This is a genomic window from Streptomyces sp. NPDC014801, from assembly GCF_043082085.1.
GTDB lineage: Bacteria > Actinomycetota > Actinomycetes > Streptomycetales > Streptomycetaceae > Streptomyces.
The window spans coordinates 559405-582496 of sequence record NZ_JBIBXG010000003.1; the positions used below are offsets into that span (position 1 = coordinate 559405).

The window sequence follows — 23092 nt, forward strand, 5'->3', positions numbered from 1 at the left end:
GGCTCGACAAGGGTCCTGGCCGGACTCGGCGCCCCGGGCGGCCCCGCGCGCGTGTCGGCGGCGGCCGCGCGCGTCAGTCGCGGCGGACCGTGTCGGGTCCGGTACGGGCGGTCATCTCGCGCTCGATCCAGCGGTGGATCACCCGCACCACGTACGCCTGTTCCTCGCGGGTCAGCTCGCGGCCCTTGGGGATGCCGTGCCAGCGCTCCAGGCAGCCGCGGCAGCAGGTCGCGGTCGCGTGCTGGGCGACGAACACCGGGTGGCCGCGGTACGGGGTCTGCTTGCCGTCCTTGTACGGCTCGGCCGGGGCGAGCCGTTTCGCGATCAGGTCGTGGGCGTGGCGGCGGATCGTCGCCGGGCCCTTCAGCTCGGCGGTCGCCCGGTCGCGGCCGCGCAGGTGGAACTTCGACCGGAACGGCTGCCGCGCGAGCGCGTCCAGCCGCCGGTCGAGGTCGTGGGGGGTGGGGGGAGTCGTCATGCCTGCGTCCGAGCGTAACGCTCCGCTGGTCGGGCGGGGCGTCTGCTCGGGGGTGGGTGGCTTCCGGTCGGGTGGCTGCGGGTGGGTCGTGGCTGGTCGCGCAGTTCCCCGCGCCCCTTCGGGGGCGCTGCGTCCCGCTCCCGCGTGGGGTCTGGTCGGGCGGGCGCCTCCTCGGGGGGTGGGTGGCTTCCGGTCGGGTGGCAGCGGGTGCGTTGTGGCTGGTCGCGCAGTTCCCCGCGCCCCTTCGGGGGCGCTGCGTCCCGCTCCCGCGTGGGGTCTGGTCGGGCGGGGCGCCTCCCTGGGGGGCTTCTGGTCGGGTGGCTGCGGGTGCGTTGTGGCTGGTCGCGCAGTTCCCCGCGCCCCTTCGGGGGCGTTGCGCTCGCCCCCGTCCGGGGCGCTGCCCCGGGGCCCGCCCGCCCCCGTCCGGCGCGTTACTCCTTCGTCAGGGTCCCCGACCTCTGGTGGGGGATCGTCGCCGAGGTCTGGTGGAGCGTTACCGTGCGGGTCGGGGCCGGGATGTGGATGCCTTCGGCGCGGTAGCGCTTGTGCAGGCGTTTGATGAACTCGTGCTTGATCCGGTACTGGTCGCTGAACTCGCCCACGCCCAGGATCACCGTGAAGCCGATCCGCGAGTCGCCGAAGGTGTGGAAGCGGATCGTCGGCTCGTGTTCCGGCAGCGCCCCGGTGATCTCGGTCATCACCTCGGCGATCACCTCGTTGGTCACCCGCTCCACGTGGTCCAGGTCGCTGTCGTAGGACACCCCGACCTGGACCAGGATCGTCAGCTCCTGCTCGGGCCGGGAGAAGTTGGTCATGTTGGTCTTGGCCAGCTGGCCGTTGGGGATGACGACGAGGTTGTTGGACAGGGCGCGCACGGTCGTCTGCCGCCAGTTGATGTCCTCGACGTAGCCCTCCTCGCCGCTGCTGAGCCGGATGTAGTCGCCGACCTGCACGGTCTTGGAGGCGAGGATGTGGATGCCGGCGAAGAGGTTGGCGAGCGTGTCCTGCAGCGCGAGCGCGACGGCGAGGCCGCCCACGCCCAGGGCGGTGAGCAGCGGCGCGATGGAGATGCCGAGGGTCTGCAGCACCACCAGGAAGCCGATCGCCAGCACCAGGACCCGGGTGATGTTGACGAAGATCGTGGCCGATCCGGCGACACCGGAGCGCGACTGGGTGACCGCGCGCACCAGCCCGGCGATCACCCGGGCCGCCGACAGCGTCACGACGAAGATCAGCCACACGGTCAGCGTCTGGTTGACGGTCCGCTGCACGGTCCGGGTCAGCGGCAGCACGGCCGCCGCCGCGGCCGCGCCGCCCGCGATGGCCGCCCACGGCACCACCGTGCGCAGGGCGTCCACGATGACGTCGTCACCGCTCCACCTGGTCCGCTTGGCGTGCTTGGCCAGCCAGCGCAGCAGGGTGCGGGAGAAGAAGGCCAGCAGCAGTCCCGCGGCCAGGGAGATGCCGGCCAGCACCAGGTCGTCCAGGGTCAGCGCGCGGTTCACCGGCCGCCTCCGGGAAGACGATCCGCGGGGTCCGCGGCCGACGGCGGGATGGGAAGGCTCATCACGTGGTCACCTGCTCGAACTGTTCCGTACCAAGGACGCGCGCCGCGCGCGCCCGACGGGACGTCACCGCGCCCGGCGGGGCGTCCGCGTGCCCGACGGGGCGTCAGGGCGCGGCGCGAGCGCTCATCCTGCCGTATGAGGCACAGCAGTTCGAAACCGGGCGGTCGCTCCCCGGCCGTCGGTCAGACGATCCCCTCCGCGAGTTCCGCCTGCTCGCGCTCGTCGCCGTACGCCGCCGCGGACGGCGTGCCGTAGGAGCGGCGGGCCACGAACCACCACACCGTGGCCAGCACCAGGACGACGGCGAGGGCGAGGGCGGCGTAGTTCATCGTGTCGACGGTCACCGGCCGGGACTGCGGCAGGCAGAACAGCACCGTCACCAGCGCCACCCAGACCACCGCGACCCAGCCGACCGGCCTGCTCCACCGGCCCAGGTGCCACGGCCCGCGCCGGAAGCGGTCCCCGGCGCGCAGCCGCAGCAGCACCGGGATGGCGTAGGCGGGGGTGATGCCGATGACGTTGATGGCGGTGACGGCCCCGTACGCGGTCGCCGAGTACAGCGAGGGCAGCGCGAGCAGGCACGCCACCGCCACCGACAGCCACACCGCCGCCACCGGCGTCTGGGTGCGGGCGCTGACCCGGCGCCACAGCGCCGATCCGGGCAGGGCGCGGTCCCGGGAGAAGGCGAACACCATCCGGCTGGCCGCGGCCACCTCCGCGTTGCCGCAGAACAGCTGGGCGACGATGACGACCAGCAGCAGCGCGCTCGCCCCGTTCGTGCCGAGCCCGTCCAGCAGGATCTGCGCGGGCGGCACCCCGGTCGCGCTGTCCCGGGTGGCGGCGTAGTCCTGGATGGCGAAGGTCAGCCCGGCCAGCAGCACGAAACCGGCCAGCCACGACACCCAGATGGACCGCACGATGCCGCGGGCGGCGGCCACCGACGCCTGCGTGGTCTCCTCCGACAGATGGGCGGAGGCGTCGTAGCCGGAGAACGTGTACTGGGCGAGCAGCAGCCCGATCGCGGCGACGTACACCGGGTTGTCCCAGCCGGTGTCGTTGACGAACGTGGTGAACACGAACGACGGGGAGCGGTGGTGGTCGGGCACGATCGCCAGCGCGCCCACGATGAGCGCCACGCCGGCCAGGTGCCACCACACGCTGACCGAGTTCAGCAGGCTCACCAGCCGCACCCCGAACAGGTTCAGCACCGCGTGCAGCAGCAGGATCACGCAGAAGATCAGCATCGTCTTCCCGGGCGTCGGCGTGAAACCCCACCGCAGATTGGCGAAGGCGCCCGCGAACAGGGCGGCGCCGTAGTCGATGCCGGCGATCGCGCCGAGCAGGCCCAGCAGGTTCAGCCAGCCCGTGTACCAGCCCCAGCGGCGCCCGCCGAGCCGGTCGGCCATGTAGTACAGGGCACCGGACGTCGGGTACGCGCTGGTGACCTCCGCCAGCGCCAGCCCCACGCACAGCACGAACAGGCCGACGCCCGCCCAGCCCCACAGCATCACGGCGGGGCCGCCCGCGCCCATGCCGAAGCCGTACAGGGTCATGCAGCCGGACAGGATGGAGATGACCGAGAAGCTGATCGCGAAGTTGCCGAAACCGCCCATGCGGCGGGCGAGGACGGGGCGGTAGCCGAGTTCGCGCAGCCGCTTCTCCTCGTCACGGGAGTCGGGGGCGCCGGCCGGATCCAGGGTGGGCATGCGAGGCCTTTCGGGAGTCGGGTCGGTCGGGGACGGGCGCGGCGGCGCCGCAGCGGGCGCGGGCCTGCCGGAAGAGCTCCACGGCCTGCTCCCGGCCGGCGGCGCGGGCCTGCCAGGGGGCCGGCGTCAGGTACGGGCCGATCGCCTCGAACACCCGCGCCGCCTGCGGGAAGAGCAGCGCGCCCCACAAGGCGTGCGCGAGGTGGTTGAGATCCAGCGGGGAGCGCTCGGCGGCCCCGGTCTGCAGGAACCAGGAGGTGTACGCCCGCTCCGCCTCCCGTACGGCCTCGTCGGCCACCCAGTGCAGATCGAGCGCGGCCCCGTGCCCGCCGTCGCGCCGGTAGCGCTCGACCCGCACGTACAGCGGCAGCAGATGCAGCGCCGAGCCGCGCGGGGCGATCTGCGCCGCCCGCTGCGCGTACCCGGTCGCCTCCGCCAGCCGCGGCGAGGAGGCGCGCGCGAACAGGAACTGCAGCATGCGGTGGTGGGCCTCGCGGTTGCCGGGGTCGCGCCGGTCGGCCTCGGCGAGCAGCCCCCACGGGCCCACCGGCAGCATCGGCTCCGGCGGCGGCTCGCGGTGCTCCTTCCACTGCTGTGCCGCATCCAGCCGGGCCAGCGCCAGCAGGCACACCCACGGCACCGGGTCCGACGGGGCGGCCCCCGCGGCGGTCCGGGCGGCGTCCCAGGCCTCGATCCACAGCTCGTGCGTACGGCGGTGCCCCGCGCGGCCGGCCCGCAGCGCCCGCTCCACCGCGACCCGGGCCCGCATCACGGTGGCCGCCACACCGGCCGGGTCCTCGGCCTGCCAGGCCCGCACCACGTCGGTGCCCGCGGCCGCGGCGGCCAGCACCTGGGTGCGCCCGGTCCACTGCCACCACGGCATCGGCTGCTCCAGCAGCGCGCGCATCGACATCCAGCGTCCCGCGCGCACGTCCAGCAGGGCCTCGCGCAGCGCGCCGTCGTGACCGGCCGGGTCGTAGGCCGGCCGGGCTGCGTCTCTGCCCATCAGCCGGCCGCCCCCGGTCGCGGGGCGGCCGGGGTCGCACGGACCACGACGGCATGGAGAGCCAACAGTCCTCCCCCGGGCGGACGTCGAGAAGATCGGTAGCGGTCGGCGGTCACTATAGGGGCGCGTCCCGCGTCTCCCGGCGGGCTTCGCGGAACCCGCCGAACTTCCTTGCTTCGTGGGCGACTTCACGCCACCGGGCGGTGCTTGACGCGGCGGACGGGGCGGCGGCACGCTGGCGCGGGCAGTGATCGACGTCAAGGGGTGGCATGACATCTGCGGTGCTCGCCGTCGACCAGGGCACGTCCGGCACGAAGGCGCTGGTGGTCTGCCCCGAACGCGGTGTCCTGGGCACCGGGTTCGCCGCCGTGCGCCCCCGGCACCTGCCCGGCGGGCGGGTCGAGGCGGACCCCGCCGAGCTGTACGACTCGGTCCTCGACGCCGGCCGGCAGGCGCTGGCCGAGGCGGGCGAGGACGTCGTCGCGCTGGGGCTGGCCAACCAGGGCGAGACCGTGCTCGCCTGGGAACCGGACACCGGCCGCCCGCTGACGGACGCCCTGGTCTGGCACGACCGCCGCGCCACCAGCGTGTGCGCCGGACTGGAGGCGCACGCCGAGGAGTTGCGGCAGCTCACCGGGCTCCCGCTGGACGCCTACTTCGCCGCCCCGAAAATGGCCTGGATCCGGCGCCACCTCACCGGCGAGGGAGTCGTCACCACCTCCGACGCCTGGCTCGTGCACCGCCTCACCGGCGCCTTCGCCACCGACGCTGCCACCGCCGGCCGCACCCAGCTCCTCGACCTGGACCGCACCGACTGGTCCGCCCGCGCCCTGGACCTGTACGGCCTGGCCGGCGAACGCCTGCCGCGGGTCACCGACTGCGCCGGCCCGGTCGGCACGACCACCGCCTTCGGCCCCGAGATCCCGCTCACCGGACTGATCACCGACCAGCAGGCCGCCCTGCTCGCCCAGCGCCTGACCACCCCGGGCGGTGCCAAGTGCACCTACGGCACCGGCGCCTTCCTGCTCGCGCCCACCGGTCCCGCACCCCGCCGCTCCGCCTCCGGCCTGGTCGGCTGTGTCGCCTGGCGGCTCGGCGGGCGCACCGACTACTGCCTGGACGGGCAGGTCTACACGGCGGCCTCCGCCGTGGACTGGCTCACCGGCCTCGGCGTCCTCAGCGGCCCCGCCGACCTCGACCGGGTCGGGGCCGCCGTCCCCGACAGCGGCGGCGTCACCTTCGTGCCCGCGCTGGCCGGGCTCGCCGCCCCCTGGTGGCGTGGCGACCTGCGCGGCTCGCTCACCGGCCTCGGCCTCGACACGGAGGCCGGCCACCTGGTGCGCGCCCTGTGCGAGGGCCTCGCCGCGCAGGTCGCCGAACTCGCCGACGCCGTCGCCGCCGACCTGGACACCCCCCTGGACGCGCTGCGCGTCGACGGCGGCCTGACCCGCTCGGCACTGCTCCTGCAGACCCAGGCCGACCTGCTGCAACGGCCCGTGGAGGTCTCCGAGGTGCCGGACGCGACCGCGCTCGGCGCCGCCGCCCTGGCCCGCCTGGGCGCCGACCCGGCCCTGACCCTCGCCGACGTCCTGCCGGAGGCGAAACCGTCCGCGGTGTACGAGCCGCGGATCACGCCCGACGAGGCCGCCGCGCGGCGGGCGTCCTTCCGCGAGGCCGTGGCCCGGCTGCTCGACCGGACGCCCGTATGACGGTCACCGCGTCCGGGCCGCTGCCCGATCGGCCGTACGACGTGGCGGTCGTCGGCGCCGGCGTCGTCGGCTGCGCGATCGCCCGCGCCCTCGCCCACCACCCACGCCTCAGGATCGCCCTGATCGAGGCCCAGGACGACGTCGGCCAGGGCACCTCCAAGGCCAACACCGCCATCCTGCACACGGGGTTCGACGCCGCCCCCGGCTCGCTGGAGTCCCGCCTGGTGCGCGACGGGGCCCGCAGGCTCGCCGCGTACGCCGCCGAGTCCGGCATCCCCGTCGAGCGCACCGGCGCCCTGCTGATCGCCTGGGACGAGGAGCAGCTCGCCGCACTGCCCCGCCTCGCCGAGAAGGCCGGACGCAACGCCTACCCGGCCGCGCGCACCCTGGACCCCGCCGAGCTGTACGCCCGCGAACCCCACCTCGGGCCCGGCGCCCTCGGCGCCCTGCACATCCCCGACGAGTCCGTCGTCTGCCCCTGGACCACCACCCTCGCCTACGCCACCCAGGCCGTCCGCAGCGGCGTCCACCTGCACCTCGACTGCCGGGTGACCGGGGCGAGCCGGTACGAGGACATGCACGTCCTGGACACCACCCGCGGCCCGCTGCGCGCCCGCCGGCTCGTCAACGCCGCAGGACTGCACGCCGACACCCTCGACCGCGCCCTCGGCCGGTACGACTTCACGGTCACCCCGCGCCGCGGCCAGCTCCTCGTCTTCGACCGCTTCGCCCGCGACCTGGTGCGCCACATCCTCCTGCCCGTCCCCACCGCCCTCGGCAAGGGCGTCCTGGTCGCCCCCACCGTCCACGGCAACGTCCTGCTCGGCCCCACCGCCGAGGACCTGCACGACAAGCGGGCCACCCACTCCACCGCCGACGGGCTGGCGGCCCTGCGGACCCAGGGCCGCCGCATCCTGCCCGCCCTGCTTCAGGAGGAGGTCACCGCCGTCTACGCCGGCCTGCGCGCCGCCACCGAACACGACGACTACCGCATCACCGCCCACCCCGCGCAGGGATACGTCACCGTCGGCGGCATCCGCTCCACCGGCCTGACCGCCTCCCTCGCCATCGCCGCCCACGTCGTCGGCCTGCTCACCGAGACCGGCCTGGACCCGGGGCCGGAGCGCGCGCCGGAACCCGTGCGCATGCCCGACCTCGGGGCGGCCGGCCCCCGCCCCTGCGAACGCGCCGACCTGGTCGCGGCCGACCCCGCCTACGGCACGCTGGTCTGCCCCTGTGAGCGCGTCTCCCGCGGGGAGATCCGCGACGCCCTCGCCAGTACGATCCCGCCGCGCAGCCTCGACGGACTGCGCCGCCGCACCCGCGCCCGCGCCGGCCGCTGCCAGGGCGACTTCTGCGGGGCGGCGGTCCGCGCGCTGTTCGAGGGAGCCGCGCGGTGAACCGCGAGGTCGACGTCCTCGTCGTCGGCGCCGGCCCCGCCGGGCTCACGGCCGCGGCCCGGCTCGCCGCGGCCGGTGTGCCCCGCGTCGAGGTGCTGGAACGCGACGATCCGGCCGGGGGAGTGCCCCGGCACTGCGCCCACCGCGGCTTCGGCGCCTGGCCGGGCGCGCTCACCGGCCCGCAGTACGCCCGCCGGCTCACCGAGGCGGCCCTGCGCGCCGGGGCGGAGGTCCGCACCGGTGTCACCGTCCTGGACTGGGCGGGCCCGCGCACCCTGACCGCGGTGAGCGCCCGCGGACCGGAGACGATCACCGCCGGGAGCATCGTGCTGGCCACCGGCGCCCGCGAACGCCCGCGCGCGGCCCGCCTGGTGCCCGGCACCCGCCCCGCCGGGGTGTACACCACCGGCGAACTCCAGCGGGCCGTCCACCTCCACGGCCAGGACATCGGCGAGCGGGCCGTGATCGTCGGCGCGCGGGACGTGGCGTACGCCGCCGCCGCGACGCTGCGCACGGCCGGCACCCGCGTGGTGGCGATGGTCACCGAGCACCCGGGCCCGCGCTCCGCCCCGGTGCGCGCCGCGCACAGCCGGCTGTGGCACGCCGTCCCGCTGCTCACGGACACCACGGTCACCGAACTCCTCGGCCACGGGCGGCTGTCCGGCGTCCGCGTCCGCCGGCGCGACGGCCGTACGACCGTGCTGGCCGCCGACACGGTCGTCTTCACGGGCGACTTCGTGCCCGACCACGAGCTGGCCCGGCGTGGCGGCCTCACCCTCGACCCGGCCACCCGCGGCCCCGCCGTCGACGCCGCCCTGCACACCTCCCGCCCCGGCGTGTTCGCGGCAGGCGGCCTGCTCCTCCCGGGCCGGAGCGCGAGGGCGGCGGCCCACGCGGGCGCCCGCGCGGCCTGGTCGGTGCGGAGCCGGCAGGCGGCGGCCGAGGCGGAGGCGGTGCGGGCCCGGCAGACGCAGGCCGAGGCGGAGAGGGGGCGGCAGGCGCAGGCCGAGGCGGGACGGGTCCGGCGGTCGGAGGCTGAGCCGGTGCGGGTCCGGCGGACGGCGGGCGGCGGCTGACTCCCGGAGCACATCGCCGGGTAGCTGCTCATCCCGGCGGCTCCGGCTGCGCGACCGCCTCGACCGGTGGGCGGCCCCGCTGTGCCGTCCCGTGGGCCGAATCAGCCGGCGCCGAACGACCCGTGGCGGCCCGCGCCCGCCGCGAACCGTCCCGCTCCCCGCAGCCCCTCAGCCAACACGCCCGTGCCGTGGGCGAGTTCGGCGCGCAGGGCCTCCTCCTCGGGCAGCCCCTCCTGGCCGAGCACCGAGGCGCGGTCGGAGCGCAGGCAGTCCTGGGGAAAGCGGGCCAGCTCGGCGGCCAGTTCCTCGGCGGCGGTGCGCGCGGTGCCGGGCGGCACCAGACGGTTGGCCAGCCCCATCTCGTACGCCTCCCGGGCCGGTACCGGGCGGCCCGTCAGGATCAGGTCCAGCGCGCGGCCGGTGCCGATCAGCCGGGGCAGCCGTACCGTGCCGCCGTCGATCAGCGGCACGCCCCAGCGGCGGCAGAACACGCCGAACACGGCGTCCTCCTCGGCCACCCGCAGATCGCACCACAGCGCCAGTTCCAGCCCCCCGGCCACCGCGTGCCCGGCCACCGCGGCGATCACCGGCTTGGACAGCCGCAACCGCGTCGGGCCCATCGGCCCGTCCCCGTCCTCGGCCACCCGGTTGCCCCGCTCGGTGCCCATCGCCTTCAGATCGGCGCCCGCGCAGAACGTGCCGCCCTCGCCCCACAGCACGGCCACCCGCGCCTCCTCGTCCGCCTCGAAGGCCCGGAACGCCTCCGCCAGCTCCGCGGCCGTCGGCCCGTCCACGGCGTTGCGCGCCTCGGGGCGGGACAGGACGACCGTCGTGACGTGATCTCGTCGTTCGACGCGGACGGGCATGGTGGAATTCCCTTCGACTGCGACGCCGCTCGGCAACGCCCGCACGCTACCCGCCCGTCGCGTCGCCGGCCCACGACCTCGTCAGGAGCAGTCCATGGCAGTGCAGCCCGGCCCCGATCCCGTCGCCGTCGTCACCGGCGCCAACCGCGGCATCGGCCGCGAGGTCGCCCGGCAGCTCGCCGACCGCGGCCACCACGTCGTCCTCGGCTCCCGCGACCTCGCCAAGGGCGAACGGGCGGCCGCCCGCATCGACCCCGGCGGCACGCGCGTGACCGCCATGCGGCTCGACGTGGCCGACGCCGCGAGCGTGGCGGCGCTCGCGGAACGGGTCACCCGCGAACTCGGACGCGTCGACGTCGTCGTCAACAACGCGGCGATCCTGTACGACACCTGGGCGCGCGCCCGCAGCGCCGACCTGGACGAGGTCCGCAGGGCGCTGGAGACGAACCTGTTCGGCGCCTGGCAGGTGACGCAGGCGCTGCTGCCGCTGCTGGAACGCAGCCCGCACCCGCGGGTCGTCATGGTCAGCAGCGAGGGCGGATCGCTCGCCGGGATGACCGGCGGCACGCCCGCCTACAGCGTCTCCAAGGCCGCGCTGAACGCGCTCACCCGGCTGCTGGCCGGCGAACTGCGCTCCCACCGGGTGCTGGTCAACGCCGTCTGCCCGGGCTGGGTCGCCACCGACATGGGCGGCGGGGGCGGGCGGCCCGTGCCGGAGGGCGCCGCCGGCGTCGTCTGGGCGGCGACCCTGCCGGACGACGGCCCCACCGGCGGCTTCTTCCGCGACTGCAAGCCGGTCCCCTGGTGAGCGGGCGGGGACCGGCCGGACGGATCCTGCGGGGCTACGCCGCTGGTGAGCGGGCGGCCGGGCTGCCGGCGTCGTTCGGCCCGGGTCGCCGGCGCCCTCCGGGACGCGTCACTGGCGCCCTCCGGGCCGGGGTGCCCGGCGTCCCTCGGGGTCGGGTGACCGGTGGTCCGGAGGAGCCGGTGGCCGCGATGGTCGCGGGTCGCGGACCGTGGACCGTGGACCGGGGCTTCAGATCACTTTCAGCCGGACCAGCGCCCCCAGCGTCACCGCGCCCGGCAGCAGCGGCAGCCACACGGTGAGGATGCGGTAGGCCAGGACCACCGCCGTCGCGACGGCCGCCGGGCCGCCCGCCGCGACCAGCGCCACCACGAGCGCGGCCTCCACCGAGCCGAGGCCGCCGGGCGTCGGCACCAGCGCGACCGCGACGGTCGCCGCGAGGTACGCCACCGCGATGTGCGCGGGCGCCACCGGAAGGTCCAGCGCCTGCCCGACCAGGACCAGTCCCGAGGCCTGCAGCGCCGGGAAGGCCAGCGAACCGCCCCACAGCGCCAGGGCGCGGGCCGGCCGGGCGTGCACCGAGCGTGCCTCGCCGAGCGCGGTGCGCAGGAAGCCACGCGCGGCCGTGCGCAGCCGCCGCACGCAGGCCAGCACCAGGGCCGCGGTCACGGCGAGCGCGGCCACGGCCGCCCCGAGCGGCAGCAGGGCGTCCTGCGGCACCAGCGTGCCGAGGTGCAGCGCGCCCGGGAACGCGATCAGCAGCGCCGCCAGCAGCACCAGCCGGCCCACGCACTCGGCGAGCAGGTACAGCGCGAGGGCGGCCGAGGAGCGGGCGAGCGGCACCCCGCACACGGTCATGAAGCGCAGGTTGACGGCGCCTGCGCCCAGCCCGGTGGGCAGCAGGTGGTTGGCGGCGCCGGCGGCGAACTGCGTGGCCAGCAGCCGCAGCCGCGGCAGCCGCTCCACGACCGCGCCCTGCCGGGTGAAGGAGGCGGCCACCCAGGTCAGACAGGTCGCGCCGGCCGCGGCGGCCAGCCACGGCCACTCGGCCGTGCGCAACTGGCCGAAACCCTCGGCGAGCGTGGCGCGATGCCGTACGGCGACGACGGCGACGAGCAGGAGCGGGAGCAGGCACAGCACCTGCCGGACGGGGACGCGACGGGGGAGTCGTCCCTGCGGCAACGGGGGAAGGGGGACGGCGGTCACACCGGGAGAGGGTGTCCGCACCGCGCCAACGGCGGGTTGCGGAAGCGGGGACGGCACGTTGCGTACGGTCATCGGATCCTTCGAACGAGGGGACGAGCGGGAGACATTGACCTCAACGATGATTGAGGTTCTACGTTGCTGTCCATGAGCATGGAGACCACCGCCTGGACGCAGTTGCACAGCGTCATGACCGCCCAGCAGGAGCGGCGCCCCTTCGACCCGGCGACGCTGCGCCGCATCGCAGCCTTCGCCCGCCCGCACCGCCGCCGCATCGCCCTGTTCGTCGCGCTCGGGGTGGTGACCGCGCTGCTCGCCGTGGCCACGCCCGTCCTGGCCGGGCGCGTCGTCGACGCGATCGTGTCGGGCGGCGAGGAGGGCCATGTGGTCCGCCTCGCCCTGCTCATCGCGCTCATCGCGGTGGCCGAGGCGGCGCTCGGCATCCTCTCGCGCAGACTCTCGGCGCGGCTCGGCGAGGGACTCATCCTCGATCTGCGCACGGCCGTGTTCGATCATGTGCAGCGCATGCCGGTCGCGTTCTTCACACGCACCCGTACGGGAGCGCTGGTCTCCCGGCTCAACAACGACGTGATCGGCGCCCAGCGCGCCTTCAGCAACACCCTGTCCGGCGTGGTCAGCAACCTCGTCACGCTGCTGCTCACGCTCGCCGTCATGCTCACCCTGTCCTGGCAGATCACGCTGCTCGCGCTGGTGCTGCTGCCGGTGTTCGTGGTGCCGGCCCGGCGGATGGGCAGCCGGATGGCCCGGATGCAGCGCGAGGCCGCGGCGCTCAACGCGGCGATGGGCACCCGGATGACCGAGCGGTTCTCCGCCCCCGGCGCCACGCTGGTCAAGCTGTTCGGGCGGCCCGAGGAGGAGTCGGTGCAGTTCGCGCAGCGCGCCCGGCGGGTGGCGGACATCGGCATCCGCACCGCCACCGCCCAGTCGGCGTTCATCACCGCCCTCACGCTGGTCTCCGCCCTCGCGCTCGCCCTGGTCTACGGCCTCGGCGGCTACTTCGCCCTGCGCGGCACGCTGGAGGCGGGCGCGGTCGTCTCGCTCGCGCTGCTGCTGACCCGGCTGTACGCGCCGCTCACCGCGCTCGCCGGGGCGCGGGTGGAGGTCATGAGCGCCCTGGTCAGCTTCGAGCGGGTCTTCGAGGTGCTCGACCTCAAGCCGCTCATCGAGGAGAAGCCCGACGCCCGCGAGGTCCCCGAGGGCCCGGCCGGCGTCGAGTTCGACGACGTCCGCTTCGCCTACCCGGCCGCCGACCAGGTCTCCCTCGCCTCCCTGGAGGAGGCGGCCGCCCTCGACACCCGCGGCGGCGCCGAGGTCCTGCACGGTGTCTCCTTCCGCGCCGAACCCGGACAGACCGTCGCACTCGTCGGCTCCTCCGGCGCCGGCAAGTCGACCATCGCGCAGCTGCTGCCGCGGCTGTACGACGTCGACGCGGGCGCCGTCCGGGTCGGCGGCGTCGACGTGCGCGACCTGACGTTCCGCTCGCTGCACGCCACCGTCGGCATGGTCACCCAGGACGGCCACCTCTTCCACGACAGCGTCCGCGCCAACCTGCTGCTCGCCCGTCCGGAGGCGAGCGACGAGGAGCTGTGGGACGCGCTGCGCCGGGCCCGCCTCGACGACCTGGTGCGGGAGCTGCCCGACGGCCTGGACACCGTCGTCGGCGAACGCGGCTACCGGCTCTCCGGCGGCGAACGCCAGCGCATGACGATCGCCCGGCTGCTGCTCGCCCGCCAGCGCGTGGTCATCCTGGACGAGGCGACCGCCCACCTCGACAACACCTCGGAGGCGGCCGTCCAGGAAGCGCTCACGGAGGCCCTGGCCGACCGCACGGCCCTGGTGATCGCCCACCGGCTGTCCACCGTGCGGGCCGCCGACCTGATCCTGGTGATCGAGGCGGGGCGGGTCGTGGAACGCGGCACCCACGAGGAACTGCTCGCCGCCGACGGGCGCTACGCCGAGCTGCACCGCACACAGTTCGCCCACGAGGAGCACGTCCAGGAGGAGCACGGCCACGAGGAGCACGCTGGGGGGAAGGACGCGGCGGGGGAGGCCGTACCGCTGGCCGGGGAAGCGGTGGCGTAGACCGGGGGCGAACCGCGTCGAGTGCCGGACGGGCGGGATGCCGGGGTGCGGGGCGCCGGTGGTGCGGGGTGCGGTGGCGCCCGGCCGGCGCGCCGGGCGCGGACGCGGGGCCCCGCCGTCCGGCGCGTGAGGCACCGGCCGGGTCGCGGTCCGTCTCGGGGTTCCGGACGCGGCCCGGCCGGAGTCGTGGAATCCGGTGCGGTGCCGGTGATTTCAGTTAACGGCGGCCGGTGCGGCGCCGCATCTCCGGTGCACCGAACGGCCGAACCCGGCCGCCACCGCGCGTGGCGCCGGGTTCCGCCACCGGGTCCCGCCGGGTGACCGCGGGCCGGGTCACCAGTGCGCCGGCCGCTCCAGTCCCGCCGGGAGGACGGTCGACGCGTCGCCCCGCGCCGCGTTGAGCTGGGCCTGGGTGACGAAGAGGGCGTCGGTGAGGTCCGCGCCCGTGAGGTCCGCGTCGCGCAGGTCGGCGCCGATCAGGTCGGCCGAGCGCAGATCGGCGCCCTGGAGATCGGCGGCGACCAGCAGCGCGCCCCGCAGGCTGGCGCCGCGCAGGTCCGCCCCGGCCAGCCGGGCGCCCATGAGGTCGGCCCCGCGGTGATTGCGGCGCCGGCCCGGCAGCCCCGCGCGCGCCAGCTCGCTCGCCCGCAGCAGCAGCTCGTTCACCTCGCCGCGCAGGGCGTTCACGTCCACGGCGACGATCTCCTCGGCGCCCGCCCGGGTGAGGTCCTCGATACGGCCGGACGCGCGCCGCAGGTCCCGGTGGACGGGCCGGGCGGCCGCGAGGCCGAGCGCCTCCGTGACGTACCACAGCAGCTCGTGCAGCTGCCGCATCACCGGGAAGACCGCGAACATGGCCGGCGAGGTGCCCGGCGCGCTGTGCCAGTCCGTGCCGCCGAAGGTGACCTGGGAGACCTTCTGACCCGCGCCGAAGCAGTCGAAGACGGTGCAGCCCGGGTAGCCGCGCTCGCGCAGCTCGGCGTGGATGCCGCAGCGGAAGTCGGCCTGGAGGTTCCCGCAGGGCGTCCCGGCCGGTTTGTTCACCGCGAAGTCGGCGGACCGTGCGAAGGGCAGCGCGACACAGCACAGCCCGAAGCAGGCGGAACAGTCGGCCTGCAGATCGTCCCGCCGCACCACGGGCAGCGCACGCCCACGCCCGCCGGAGTCCTTGCCCGGCGTCCGCTCCTCGCGTCCGCCGGCGCCCTTCCCCCGCGCACCCTTCTCGTTGCGCGCCGGTGCCGTACGCCGGCGTGCCCCGTCCCGCGAGTCCCCGCGCGCGCCTTGGCGTGAGCCTTCGCGTGCCCCGTCCCGGGAGTCTTCGCGCGCGCCTTGGCGTGACCGGTCCCGCGGCGCGGCGCCCTCGCTCCTGCCGCCGGACGCGTCTCCGGCCGCGGCCCTGCCCCCTGTCCCCGGCTTGCCGACGGCCCTGCCTCCCGGCTTTCCGGTGCCTCCGGATCCGCCCCGGGCCGCCTGCCGGCCCCCGGCCGCGTCGGAGCGGCCGCCGCCCGCGGACGGGGCGGGGCGCTTGCGGCCTCCGGCGGAGGAGGGCTTTCCGTGCTGTGGCGACACCGTGTGTGTTCTCCCAGGGCGAGACGGGCACCGCTGGTCAGCGGCGGGACCGGCCGCCCATTCTCGCAGAACGCGCACGGCCCCCGGCGGCCGCTGCGCACCGGCCACGCCCTGCCGGGCCCGTCACGCCTTCCCGGGCGCCCTCTCCTCGCCGGCCACCGGCCTCTCCTCGCCGGCCACCGGCCCCTCCTCGCCGGCCACCGGCCTCCTCTCCTCCCCGGCCGCCAGCCACAGCAGCACCGGCGACAGCCCCAGTTCGACCACCGCCAGCAGGATCTGGAACCACTGCGGCCGGCCCTCGACGGCCAGGGACAGCAGCCGCCCCACTCCGCCCAGCAGGAAGACACCCGTCAGCACGCGGATCACGGACAACGGCATCGGGGACTGCCGTACGGCCCACAGCCAGGCGAGCCCGTACCCGGCGAAGACCGCGCCCATGAAGCGCCCGAAGCTGTCGACGGTCGGCCCGGCCGAACCCGCCCCCGGGATCGCGGAGTTGCCGAGCAGCACATGGAAGAGACCGATCGCCACGCACGCGTACCCCATCGCCCACGCGAGCCCGCGCAACGCCTTCACCTTGGTCATGCCGAGCGCCCCGTCCGTCAGTAGACATGTGTCCAGTAAGACGTACGGTCTCAGGGTAGGCGCCGTTAGTAGACACATGTCAAGTAAGATGCGGCGCATGCCGCCGCGCCGCCGCCTCAGCCCTGATGAACGCCGCGCCGAACTGCTCGCCGTCGCCGCGCGCGAGTTCGCCGCGCGCCCCTACGACGAGGTGCTGATGGAGGACGTGGCCGAGCGCGCGGGCGTCTCTCGGGCGCTGCTGTACCGGTACTTCCCGAGCAAGCGGGACCTGTTCGCCGCGCTCTACCGGCAGGTCGCCGACCGGCTGCTCGCCCGGACGCGGCTGGATCCGGCGGCGTCGCTGGCGGACCAGCTGGCCCAGGGCCTGGACGTGCACATCGAGTACTTCGCGGAGAACCGCAACACCGTCCTGGCGGCCAACCGGGTGCTGGCCGGCGACCGGCTGATCCAGACGATCATCACCGGCGAGCTGGACGCCCTGCGTGAGCGCCTGCTCGGGGTCCTGCCGGTGACCGACGAGGCCACCCGGCGGGCCGTCTCCGGCGTGCTGAAGAGCTGGCTGGTCTTCGTCCAGGTGCTGTGCGTGGACTGGCTGACCGAGCCGACCTGCACCCGCGCCGAACTGCGCGACGTGTGCGTCGGTGCCGTGCTGGGCGCCCTGCGCCCCCTGCTGCGGGAGGACCCGGCGCCCGGCCGGCCGGACGTCGGAGCCTAGGCCTGCACGACCTCGGCGGAGTTGATCACGACCTGCTCCTTGGGCACGTCCTGCGCGCCCGTCGGGACCTGGGCGATCCGGTCGACGACGTCCTGGCCCTCGACGACCTTGCCGAAGACGGCGTAGCCCCAGCCGTCCTGGCCCGGGTAGTCGAGGAAGTCGTTGTCGTTCACGTTGATGAAGAACTGGGCGCTGGCCGAGTGTGGCGCGGAGGTGCGGGCCATGGCGACGCTGTAGCGGACGTTCTTCAGGCCGTTCTTGGCCTCGTTCTCCACCGTGCGCGGAGCCGGCTTGATGCGCATGTCCGTGCTGTGGCCGCCGCCCTGGATCATGAAGCCGTTGATGACCCGGTGGAAGATCGTCCCGGTGTAGTGGCCGCTGTCGAGGTACTCCAGGAAGTTCGCGACCGTCTTCGGGGCCTTGGCGTCGTCGAGGCTGAGGACGATGTCGCCCATGGTCGTCGAAAGGCGGACGTTGGTCATGACTTCTCCACTCGGTGTAGTGCGTCCCTCCCGGCCCGGTCGGGCGCGGGAAACACGTCAGTCTTTCACAGCACCTTCGGGCACGCCCCGACCCACCGGCCCGGCACCGGGCGATCCGCCCTCGCGGAGCAGTGACCGGTTCGGTGACGGTGGATCAGGCGACGTCCGTCAGCCGGGGGAGCCGGCTGCTGCGGCGGGCAGCGCCTGTTCCGCCCAGATGACCTTGCCCTCGCGGAACTGGCGGGTGCCCCAGCGGTCGGCGAGCTGGGCCACCAGCAGCAGTCCGCGCCCGCCCTCGTCGAAGATGCGGGCACGGCGCAGATGCGGGGAGGTGCTGTTGGTGTCGAAGACCTCGCAGGTCAGCGTGGACTGCAGGATCAGCCGCAGCTGGATGGGGCCCTTGCCGTAGCGGATCGCGTTGGTGACCAGCTCGCTGACGATCAGCTCCGTCGCGAAGGACAGCTCCTCCAGGCCCCACGAGGTGAGCGCCTGGGCGGTGTGCAGGCGCGCGCCGGCGACGGCCGCCGGGTCCGACGGGAGGTCCAGCGTGGTGACGTGGCCCGGGTCGAACGCCCGGGTCCGCGCCACCAGCACGGCGACGTCGTCGGAGCGGTCGGCGGGCAGCACCGCGGCCAGCAACCGGTCGCAGATCTCGTCCGGCGTGTCCGGCCCGTCGGTGACCGCGTCGCACAGCGCGGCGCGCGCGGCGTCGACGTCACGGTCCCGGCTCTGGATGAGGCCGTCGGTGTACAGCGTCAGCAGGCTGCCCTCCGCCAGCTCGAACTGCGCCGTCTCGAAGGGGAGTCCGCCCAGGCCCAGCGGCGGCCCGATCGGCATCTCGGGGAAGTCGACCGACCAGGTGGCGCCGACACCGCGCGCCTGCGGGGGAGTCGCCACGGCCGGTGCGACATGGCCGGCGCTGGCCAGCGTGCACAGGCGGGACACCGGGTCGTAGACGACGTACAGGCAGGTGGCGCTCAACTCGCCGTCGCCCGGGGCCTCTTCGCGCTGCAGGCGGATGACCACGTCGTCCAGGTGCGTGAGGAGCTCGTCGGGCATCAGGTCGATGTCGGCGAAGGACCGCACGGCCGTGCGCAGCCGGCCCATGGTGGCGGCGGCGTGCAGCCCGCGGCCGACGACGTCGCCCACGACCAGGGCGACCCGCGCACCCGACAGCGGGATCACGTCGTACCAGTCACCGCCCACACCGGCCCGCGCGCCGCTCGGCAGGTACCGCGACGCGGTGTCGACGGCGGACTGCTCCACCTCCCGCTGCGGCAGCAGGCTGCGCTGCAGGGTGAGCGCGGTGCTGCGCTCCTGGCTGTAGCGGCGGGCGTTGTCGATGGACACCGCCGCCACCGCCGCGATCTCCTGGGCCAGCAGCAGATCGTCGTCGTCGAAGGGGGGCGCGGTGGCGCGGCGCAGGAACCGGGCGAGGCCCAGCGTGTTGCCGCGGGCCCGCAGGGGAAGCAGCAGCGCCGACACGCGGGCGTCGGCGGACGCCGGGGCGCGGAGCGGTCCCGGCTGCCCCGAGGCGAGCGCGCGGGCCGCCTCCGAGTCCGCCGGAAAGGTGTGGGTCCGGCCGGTGGCGACCGGCGGGTCCGCGTCGTCGTCCAGCAGGGAACGCTGGGCGATACGGCGCAGCAGCGGCGTACGGCCGGGCGGGGCGGAGGGATGGTCGTCGCCGTCGTGCAGCAGGGAGTCGAGGAGGTCGACAGTGACGAGGTCGGCGAAGTCCTCGGTGCCGAACCCCGCCAGTTCCTCGGCGGTGCGGGCGGTGTCGAGCGTCGTCCCGATCCGCCGGCTCGCCTCGTTGGCGAGCAGCAGCCGCCGCTGCACCCGCCGGTCGCGCTCCTCCTGGTAGGCCGTGACGACCTGCTCCGACCCCCGGTCGACGTACGCGAAGGCCGCGCCGACGAGCCGCATGATCGCGGCGTTGCGCAGCTCCCAGTCGTCGGTGAGCCGGGCGGCCTCGTCCTGGAGCTGCTGGACCAGGAGCATGTGGCCGAGGCGGTAGGAGCGCAGCAGCCGGCTGATCGGCACTCCCCGCCGGGCGGCCAGGCGGGCGATCTCCAGCGCCTCGGGCGGCGCCTCGACGTCCTCCACCTCGATGCGCTGTCCGAGGACGTCCAGGAACCGGGAGATGTGCCCGGTCGTCTCCTCCAGCGCGAGCCCGGCGACCTCCTCGTGCTCCCACAGCTCCGGCATGTCGACGCGCAGGCGCCGCAGCAGCAGCTCGGCCGACTCCTCCGCCCGCGGTCTGAGCTCTTGCGCCAGACGACGCAGGAACGCGTCGACATCGATGCCCATACCGGAAACGTACCGTTGCTCCCGGCTCCGCGCCTCCGGCGCCGCCGGGACCGGCCACCACGGCGGCGTCCCTCCGCCCGAACCCGGCCCGTTGCCTGCGGGGCCCCGGTGGCTACAGCGGCGCCAGCGACGACGCGCCCGCGATCAGCAGCCGCGGGGTCCCCGTGCCGTCCGCGGGCACGCTCCACAGGTCGCTGCTGCCGACCCTGCCGTTCGCGGGCAGGGCGTAGGCGAGGGTGCGGTCGTCGAGCCAGGTGGCCTGGTCGTCCACGCTGTGCCGCTCGGCGAGCGGCGTCTGGCGCAGGGTGCGCAGGTCGAGGACGTACTCGTGCCAGAGCGAGGCACCCGACAGCACCCGCTTCTTGTACGCCACCCGGGTGCCGTCGGGGGAGAGCGAGGGGCACTCCACGTTCTCGGCCAGGGTCGTCACCGTCCGCCGGGACAGGGAGCCGCGGACCAGGTGGGTGCGGCCCGCGGTGTTGAGGGTGGCGTAGAACGTGTCGTCGTCCGCGGCGAAGGTGACGCCCCAGAAGTTGACGTCCGAGGCGTGGTAGGGCTTGCCGTCCTTGACGACGGAGAACGTCTCCAGGCTGGGCGTCAGCTTCATGGTGCGGGTGTCCAGGAGGGAGGTCCGGGTGGAGAAGAACGCCGAGGAGTACGACTCGCCGGAGACGAAGACGGTCCAGGCGGCGAAGCGGCCGCTGGGCGAGACCCGGGCCCGGCTCGGGGTGCCGGCGAGCGCGAAGGTGCGCACGGTGCGCAGCTCGGAGTCCAGGAGCAGGGCGCGGTTGCTCTGCTTGAGCACACCGGGGTTGGACTGCAGGCAGATGCCGGTGCCGGCCGCCGCGTAGAATCGCGCGCACGTCAGGTCCGCGGCGGTGCGCCGCCCCTGCGGATCACCGGCCGGCACCGAGGCGACGGCCCCGCGGTGCGGTCCGGCGGCGGCGTTGACGAACATCAGGCGGTCCTTCTGGCCGAGGGTCGGACGGCCCGCGGTGACCGTGGGGCCGCCGGGCTGCGCCTGGCCGGCCCGGTCGGCGCGGCCGGCGGCGTGCAGCACCACGGCGGTTCCCGCGCCGGCGAGCAGCAGGACCGCCGCGAGGAGGACGAGCAGGCGGCGGCGCAGCGGGGTCATGGTGGTCCTCGGGGTCGTGACGGTCATCGGGGGCCGCCGGCGGGCCGCAGGACGACGCCCGCGACGGCGGCGCAGCACAGCAGGCCGGCCGCCGCTCCGGCGAGCGCCGGGCCGTCCCCCCACAGCGTCCACGCGGCGCCGAACCCGAGCGAGCAGCAGAACCGGGCCAGCGCCTGGCTGGTGCCGACGATGGCCAGGCCGCTGCCGCGCAGACGCTCGGGCACGACCGCGGCGAGCGCGGCCGGGAGCACCCCGTCGGTGGCCGCGTAGAACGCGCCGTGCAGCGCGAGGACGACGGGGGCCAGCGCCGGGGTGGCCGGGGCCCACAGCAGCAGGGCGTAGGCGGTGAGCAGGGCGGCGTGCCCGGCGAGGAACACGGTGCGCCGTCCGATGCGGTCGGCCAGCGCGCCCAGCGGCACCGCCAGGAGCAGGAACACGACGGCGGTGCCCAGCGGCAGCAGCGTGAACCAGGCCTCGCCGACGCCGGCCCGCCGCTGCAGCAGCAGATAGACGAAGGCGTCGCTGACGGTGGTCAGACCGAGCAGCGCGGCACAGCCGGCCAGCGCCCGCAGCCGGGGCAGGCGCAGCAGCGCCAGCGCCTCGCGCACCCGGACCGGCTGCGGCCCGGTGATCGCCGCAGCGGCGCCCGTCGGTCCGCCGGCGGTGACCGGGGGGCCGGCGTCCACCGGTCCGTCGCCGGAGGTCCCGGCGCCCGTGGGTCCGGCGGCCGAGGGTTCGGGACCCGCCGACCCGCCACCCGCGTCACCGGAGGCCCCTGCCCCCGCCCGCTGCCTCCGGCCCGGCACGAACAGCACCAGGACGAGGACGCCGAGGACGGCCACGCACGCGCTCACGCCGAACACCGCGTCGTAGCCGTCGGCGGCCGCGCGCAGGATGAGGAAGGCGGCCAGCGGGCCGAGCATCGCGCCCGTGGTGTCCATCGCCCGGTGCACGCCGAACGCCCGGCCCTGGCGCCCGGCCGGGGTGGACAGCGAGATCATCGCGTCGCGCGGCGCGGTGCGCAGGCCCTTGCCGGTGCGGTCGAGCGCCAGCACCGTCCCGAGCGCGCCGAAGCTGCTCACGAGCAGCAGCAGCGGCTTGCACAGCGCGGACAGGCCGTACCCGAGCCCGGCCATCAGCTTGTGGCCGCGCACCCGGTCGGCCAGATGGCCGCCGGTGAGCTGGACCAGCGCGCTGACGCCGTTGTAGATGCCGTCCAGGGTGCCGAAGCCCAGCGGGCTGAAACCGAGCGTGCTGACCAGATAGAGCGGCAGGACGGCGGTCACCATCTCCGAGGAGACGTCGGTGATCAGGCTGACCGTGCCCAGGACGAGCACGACCGGGGCGACCCGGGCCCCGGTGCCGCGTCCCCGGCCCCGGACGGTGTCCGTCCGCGCGGGTGCGGAACGCTCGGTGAGGTACATGTGCGCAGGCTCCAGGTGCGATCAGGTCCGCCGGCTGCTCTCGTCGCGCAGCCAGGTGCCGAAGTCCTGCGCCCGGATGGCCTTGCGGGCGCCGCGCCGGGCGACCAGGGCCGCGGCGAGGAAGACCACCAGGCCCGGCAGCAGGGCCGGGTCCTCGCGCAGCAGGGCCAGCAGGTCCGCCCGGCTGGTGCGCGCCGACGCCCGGCCGGGGTCCTGCCGCTGCTCGACCTGGGCGGTGGACACCGCGGCCCGTATGCGCCGTCGTATCAGGTCCCGCCAGGTGCGCGGGGGGTGGACGACGACCCGGGCCGCGCCGACCACCCGGCGCTCGGGCGCGTCGAACGCCAGGGACGCGGCGAGGTCGTCGGCCATCAGCGGAGGCAGCGCGGCGAGCCGCGCCTGCCCGGCCTTGGACACGGCGATCACACCCCGGCCGAACAGGCCCTCGCGCACGGCGGGCAGCCGCTGCCAGACCCGGTAGTAGGCGCGCACCGGCCAGGCGCAGCCGGCCAGCGGGATGTGCCGCTCGGGCGCGGTGGCCAGGATGTCGGAGGCATCGTCGTCCAGCGGCGCCGTCAGTGCCCGGACGTCGGCGGGCGTGATCACGACATCGGCGTCCACGTACAGCCGCGGGAAGCCGCGCGCGTGGTCGTCGCCCGTGCGCAGGGCGGTGTGCTTGGAGGGCACGGGGATCTCGACCACCCGCACCCGCGGACCGCGTGCGGCCGCGACCCGCGCGGTGTCGTCCGTACAGCCGTTGCACACGACCACGATGTCGGTCTCGTCCTCGTCCCCGGCGGGGTCTGCCAGCAGCGCGTCGAGGAGCCGGCCGATCACGCGCGCCTCGTTGTGCGCCGGGATCACGATGCTCGTCACCCGGGCAGTATGCCGCCGGTGTCGCCCCTGCGCTGCGTGTTTCGTCCAACTGTTCACGGGACTGCGTCCCGTGGTC

Annotated in this window: 19 protein-coding genes; 6 read left to right on the forward strand and 13 right to left on the reverse strand. The window is 75.4% G+C overall.

The genetic code is table 11. The features are described from left to right. Nucleotides 1-73: 73 nt before the first annotated feature. The 4 genes from ACF1AL_RS09170 to ACF1AL_RS09185 form a co-directional block, all read right to left on the reverse strand. Nucleotides 74-478 carry a DUF4186 domain-containing protein gene (locus tag ACF1AL_RS09170; protein ID WP_391695986.1) on the reverse strand — a complete coding sequence of 135 codons (405 nt, stop codon included), beginning with the start codon at nucleotides 476-478 and terminating at the stop codon, nucleotides 74-76. Nucleotides 479-909: 431 nt separating this feature from the next. Further along, complete coding sequence (locus ACF1AL_RS09175) at nucleotides 910-1983, reverse strand: mechanosensitive ion channel family protein (protein WP_384207236.1); 1074 nt, start codon at nucleotides 1981-1983, stop codon at nucleotides 910-912. Nucleotides 1984-2228: 245 nt separating this feature from the next. Beyond that, a complete protein-coding gene (locus ACF1AL_RS09180) occupies nucleotides 2229-3752 on the reverse strand; it encodes an amino acid permease (RefSeq protein ID WP_391659629.1) in 1524 nt (507 codons plus the stop codon). Further along, on the reverse strand, nucleotides 3712-4758 hold the full coding sequence (locus ACF1AL_RS09185; RefSeq protein WP_391695988.1) for a hypothetical protein: 1047 nt from the start codon (nucleotides 4756-4758) through the stop codon (nucleotides 3712-3714). The genes ACF1AL_RS09180 and ACF1AL_RS09185 overlap by 41 nt, the downstream gene beginning before the upstream one ends. A 269-nt stretch (nucleotides 4759-5027) precedes the next feature. Between ACF1AL_RS09185 and ACF1AL_RS09190 the strand changes: the two genes are divergently transcribed. The 3 genes from ACF1AL_RS09190 to ACF1AL_RS09200 are packed head-to-tail and all read left to right on the forward strand — an operon-like array spanning nucleotide 5028 to nucleotide 8943. After that, entirely contained in the window at nucleotides 5028-6467 is a 1440-nt protein-coding gene (locus ACF1AL_RS09190; protein ID WP_391825673.1) for an FGGY family carbohydrate kinase, read from the forward strand. Then, nucleotides 6464-7867, forward strand: coding sequence for an FAD-dependent oxidoreductase (locus tag ACF1AL_RS09195; protein WP_391825674.1), 1404 nt, complete (start codon nucleotides 6464-6466; stop codon nucleotides 7865-7867). The genes ACF1AL_RS09190 and ACF1AL_RS09195 overlap by 4 nt, the downstream gene beginning before the upstream one ends. Then, on the forward strand, nucleotides 7864-8943 hold the full coding sequence (locus ACF1AL_RS09200; protein ID WP_391825675.1) for an NAD(P)/FAD-dependent oxidoreductase: 1080 nt from the start codon (nucleotides 7864-7866) through the stop codon (nucleotides 8941-8943). Before ACF1AL_RS09195 ends, ACF1AL_RS09200 begins: the two co-directional genes overlap by 4 nt. Nucleotides 8944-9044: 101 nt before the next feature. Here ACF1AL_RS09200 and ACF1AL_RS09205 read toward each other — a convergent pair whose 3' ends face one another. Continuing rightward, on the reverse strand, nucleotides 9045-9809 hold the full coding sequence (locus tag ACF1AL_RS09205; protein ID WP_391818440.1) for a crotonase/enoyl-CoA hydratase family protein: 765 nt from the start codon (nucleotides 9807-9809) through the stop codon (nucleotides 9045-9047). A gap of 94 nt (nucleotides 9810-9903) precedes the next feature. Here ACF1AL_RS09205 and ACF1AL_RS09210 point away from each other — a divergent pair, with 94 nt between their 5' ends. Further along, a complete protein-coding gene (locus ACF1AL_RS09210) occupies nucleotides 9904-10617 on the forward strand; it encodes an SDR family NAD(P)-dependent oxidoreductase (protein WP_391825676.1) in 714 nt (237 codons plus the stop codon). A 228-nt stretch (nucleotides 10618-10845) separates the two neighbouring features. Here ACF1AL_RS09210 and ACF1AL_RS09215 read toward each other — a convergent pair whose 3' ends face one another. Continuing rightward, on the reverse strand, nucleotides 10846-11820 hold the full coding sequence (locus ACF1AL_RS09215) for a YbhN family protein (protein ID WP_391696004.1): 975 nt from the start codon (nucleotides 11818-11820) through the stop codon (nucleotides 10846-10848). A gap of 144 nt (nucleotides 11821-11964) precedes the next feature. On the opposite strand from ACF1AL_RS09215, the gene ACF1AL_RS09220 reads away from it, so the two are divergent. Then, on the forward strand, nucleotides 11965-13920 hold the full coding sequence (locus tag ACF1AL_RS09220) for an ABC transporter ATP-binding protein (protein WP_391825677.1): 1956 nt from the start codon (nucleotides 11965-11967) through the stop codon (nucleotides 13918-13920). Nucleotides 13921-14253: 333 nt separating this feature from the next. Here the strand turns inward: ACF1AL_RS09220 and ACF1AL_RS09225 are convergent, their stop codons facing one another. Beyond that, nucleotides 14254-15054, reverse strand: a complete 801-nt coding sequence (locus tag ACF1AL_RS09225) for a pentapeptide repeat-containing protein (RefSeq protein WP_391780313.1) — start codon at nucleotides 15052-15054, stop codon at nucleotides 14254-14256. 558 nt (nucleotides 15055-15612) lie between these two features. After that, a complete protein-coding gene (locus tag ACF1AL_RS09230) occupies nucleotides 15613-16074 on the reverse strand; it encodes a DUF4345 domain-containing protein (protein WP_391696010.1) in 462 nt (153 codons plus the stop codon). A gap of 97 nt (nucleotides 16075-16171) precedes the next feature. Here ACF1AL_RS09230 and ACF1AL_RS09235 point away from each other — a divergent pair, with 97 nt between their 5' ends. Continuing rightward, nucleotides 16172-16789 carry a TetR/AcrR family transcriptional regulator gene (locus tag ACF1AL_RS09235; protein WP_386912425.1) on the forward strand — a complete coding sequence of 206 codons (618 nt, stop codon included), beginning with the start codon at nucleotides 16172-16174 and terminating at the stop codon, nucleotides 16787-16789. On the opposite strand, the gene ACF1AL_RS09240 is transcribed toward ACF1AL_RS09235, so the two are convergent. The 5 genes from ACF1AL_RS09240 to ACF1AL_RS09260 all read right to left on the reverse strand — a co-directional run bounded on the left by ACF1AL_RS09240 (nucleotide 16786) and on the right by ACF1AL_RS09260 (nucleotide 23016). After that, nucleotides 16786-17271, reverse strand: a complete 486-nt coding sequence (locus ACF1AL_RS09240) for a peptidylprolyl isomerase (protein ID WP_391696014.1) — start codon at nucleotides 17269-17271, stop codon at nucleotides 16786-16788. The two genes, ACF1AL_RS09235 and ACF1AL_RS09240, sit on opposite strands and share 4 nt — an antisense overlap. 168 nt (nucleotides 17272-17439) lie before the next feature. Then, the gene (locus tag ACF1AL_RS09245) at nucleotides 17440-19581 is read right to left on the reverse strand and encodes a SpoIIE family protein phosphatase (protein ID WP_391780311.1); all 2142 of its coding nucleotides are present in this window, start codon (nucleotides 19579-19581) and stop codon (nucleotides 17440-17442) included. A gap of 112 nt (nucleotides 19582-19693) precedes the next feature. Next, nucleotides 19694-20743 (reverse strand): TolB family protein, encoded by a 1050-nt coding sequence (locus tag ACF1AL_RS09250; RefSeq protein WP_391825678.1) that lies wholly within the window; start codon nucleotides 20741-20743, stop codon nucleotides 19694-19696. Further along, nucleotides 20740-22140 carry an MFS transporter gene (locus ACF1AL_RS09255; protein WP_391818434.1) on the reverse strand — a complete coding sequence of 467 codons (1401 nt, stop codon included), beginning with the start codon at nucleotides 22138-22140 and terminating at the stop codon, nucleotides 20740-20742. The genes ACF1AL_RS09250 and ACF1AL_RS09255 overlap by 4 nt, the downstream gene beginning before the upstream one ends. Before the next feature lie 21 nt (nucleotides 22141-22161). Then, the gene (locus tag ACF1AL_RS09260) at nucleotides 22162-23016 is read right to left on the reverse strand and encodes a glycosyltransferase family 2 protein (protein ID WP_391696024.1); all 855 of its coding nucleotides are present in this window, start codon (nucleotides 23014-23016) and stop codon (nucleotides 22162-22164) included. Nucleotides 23017-23092: the final 76 nt, after the last annotated feature.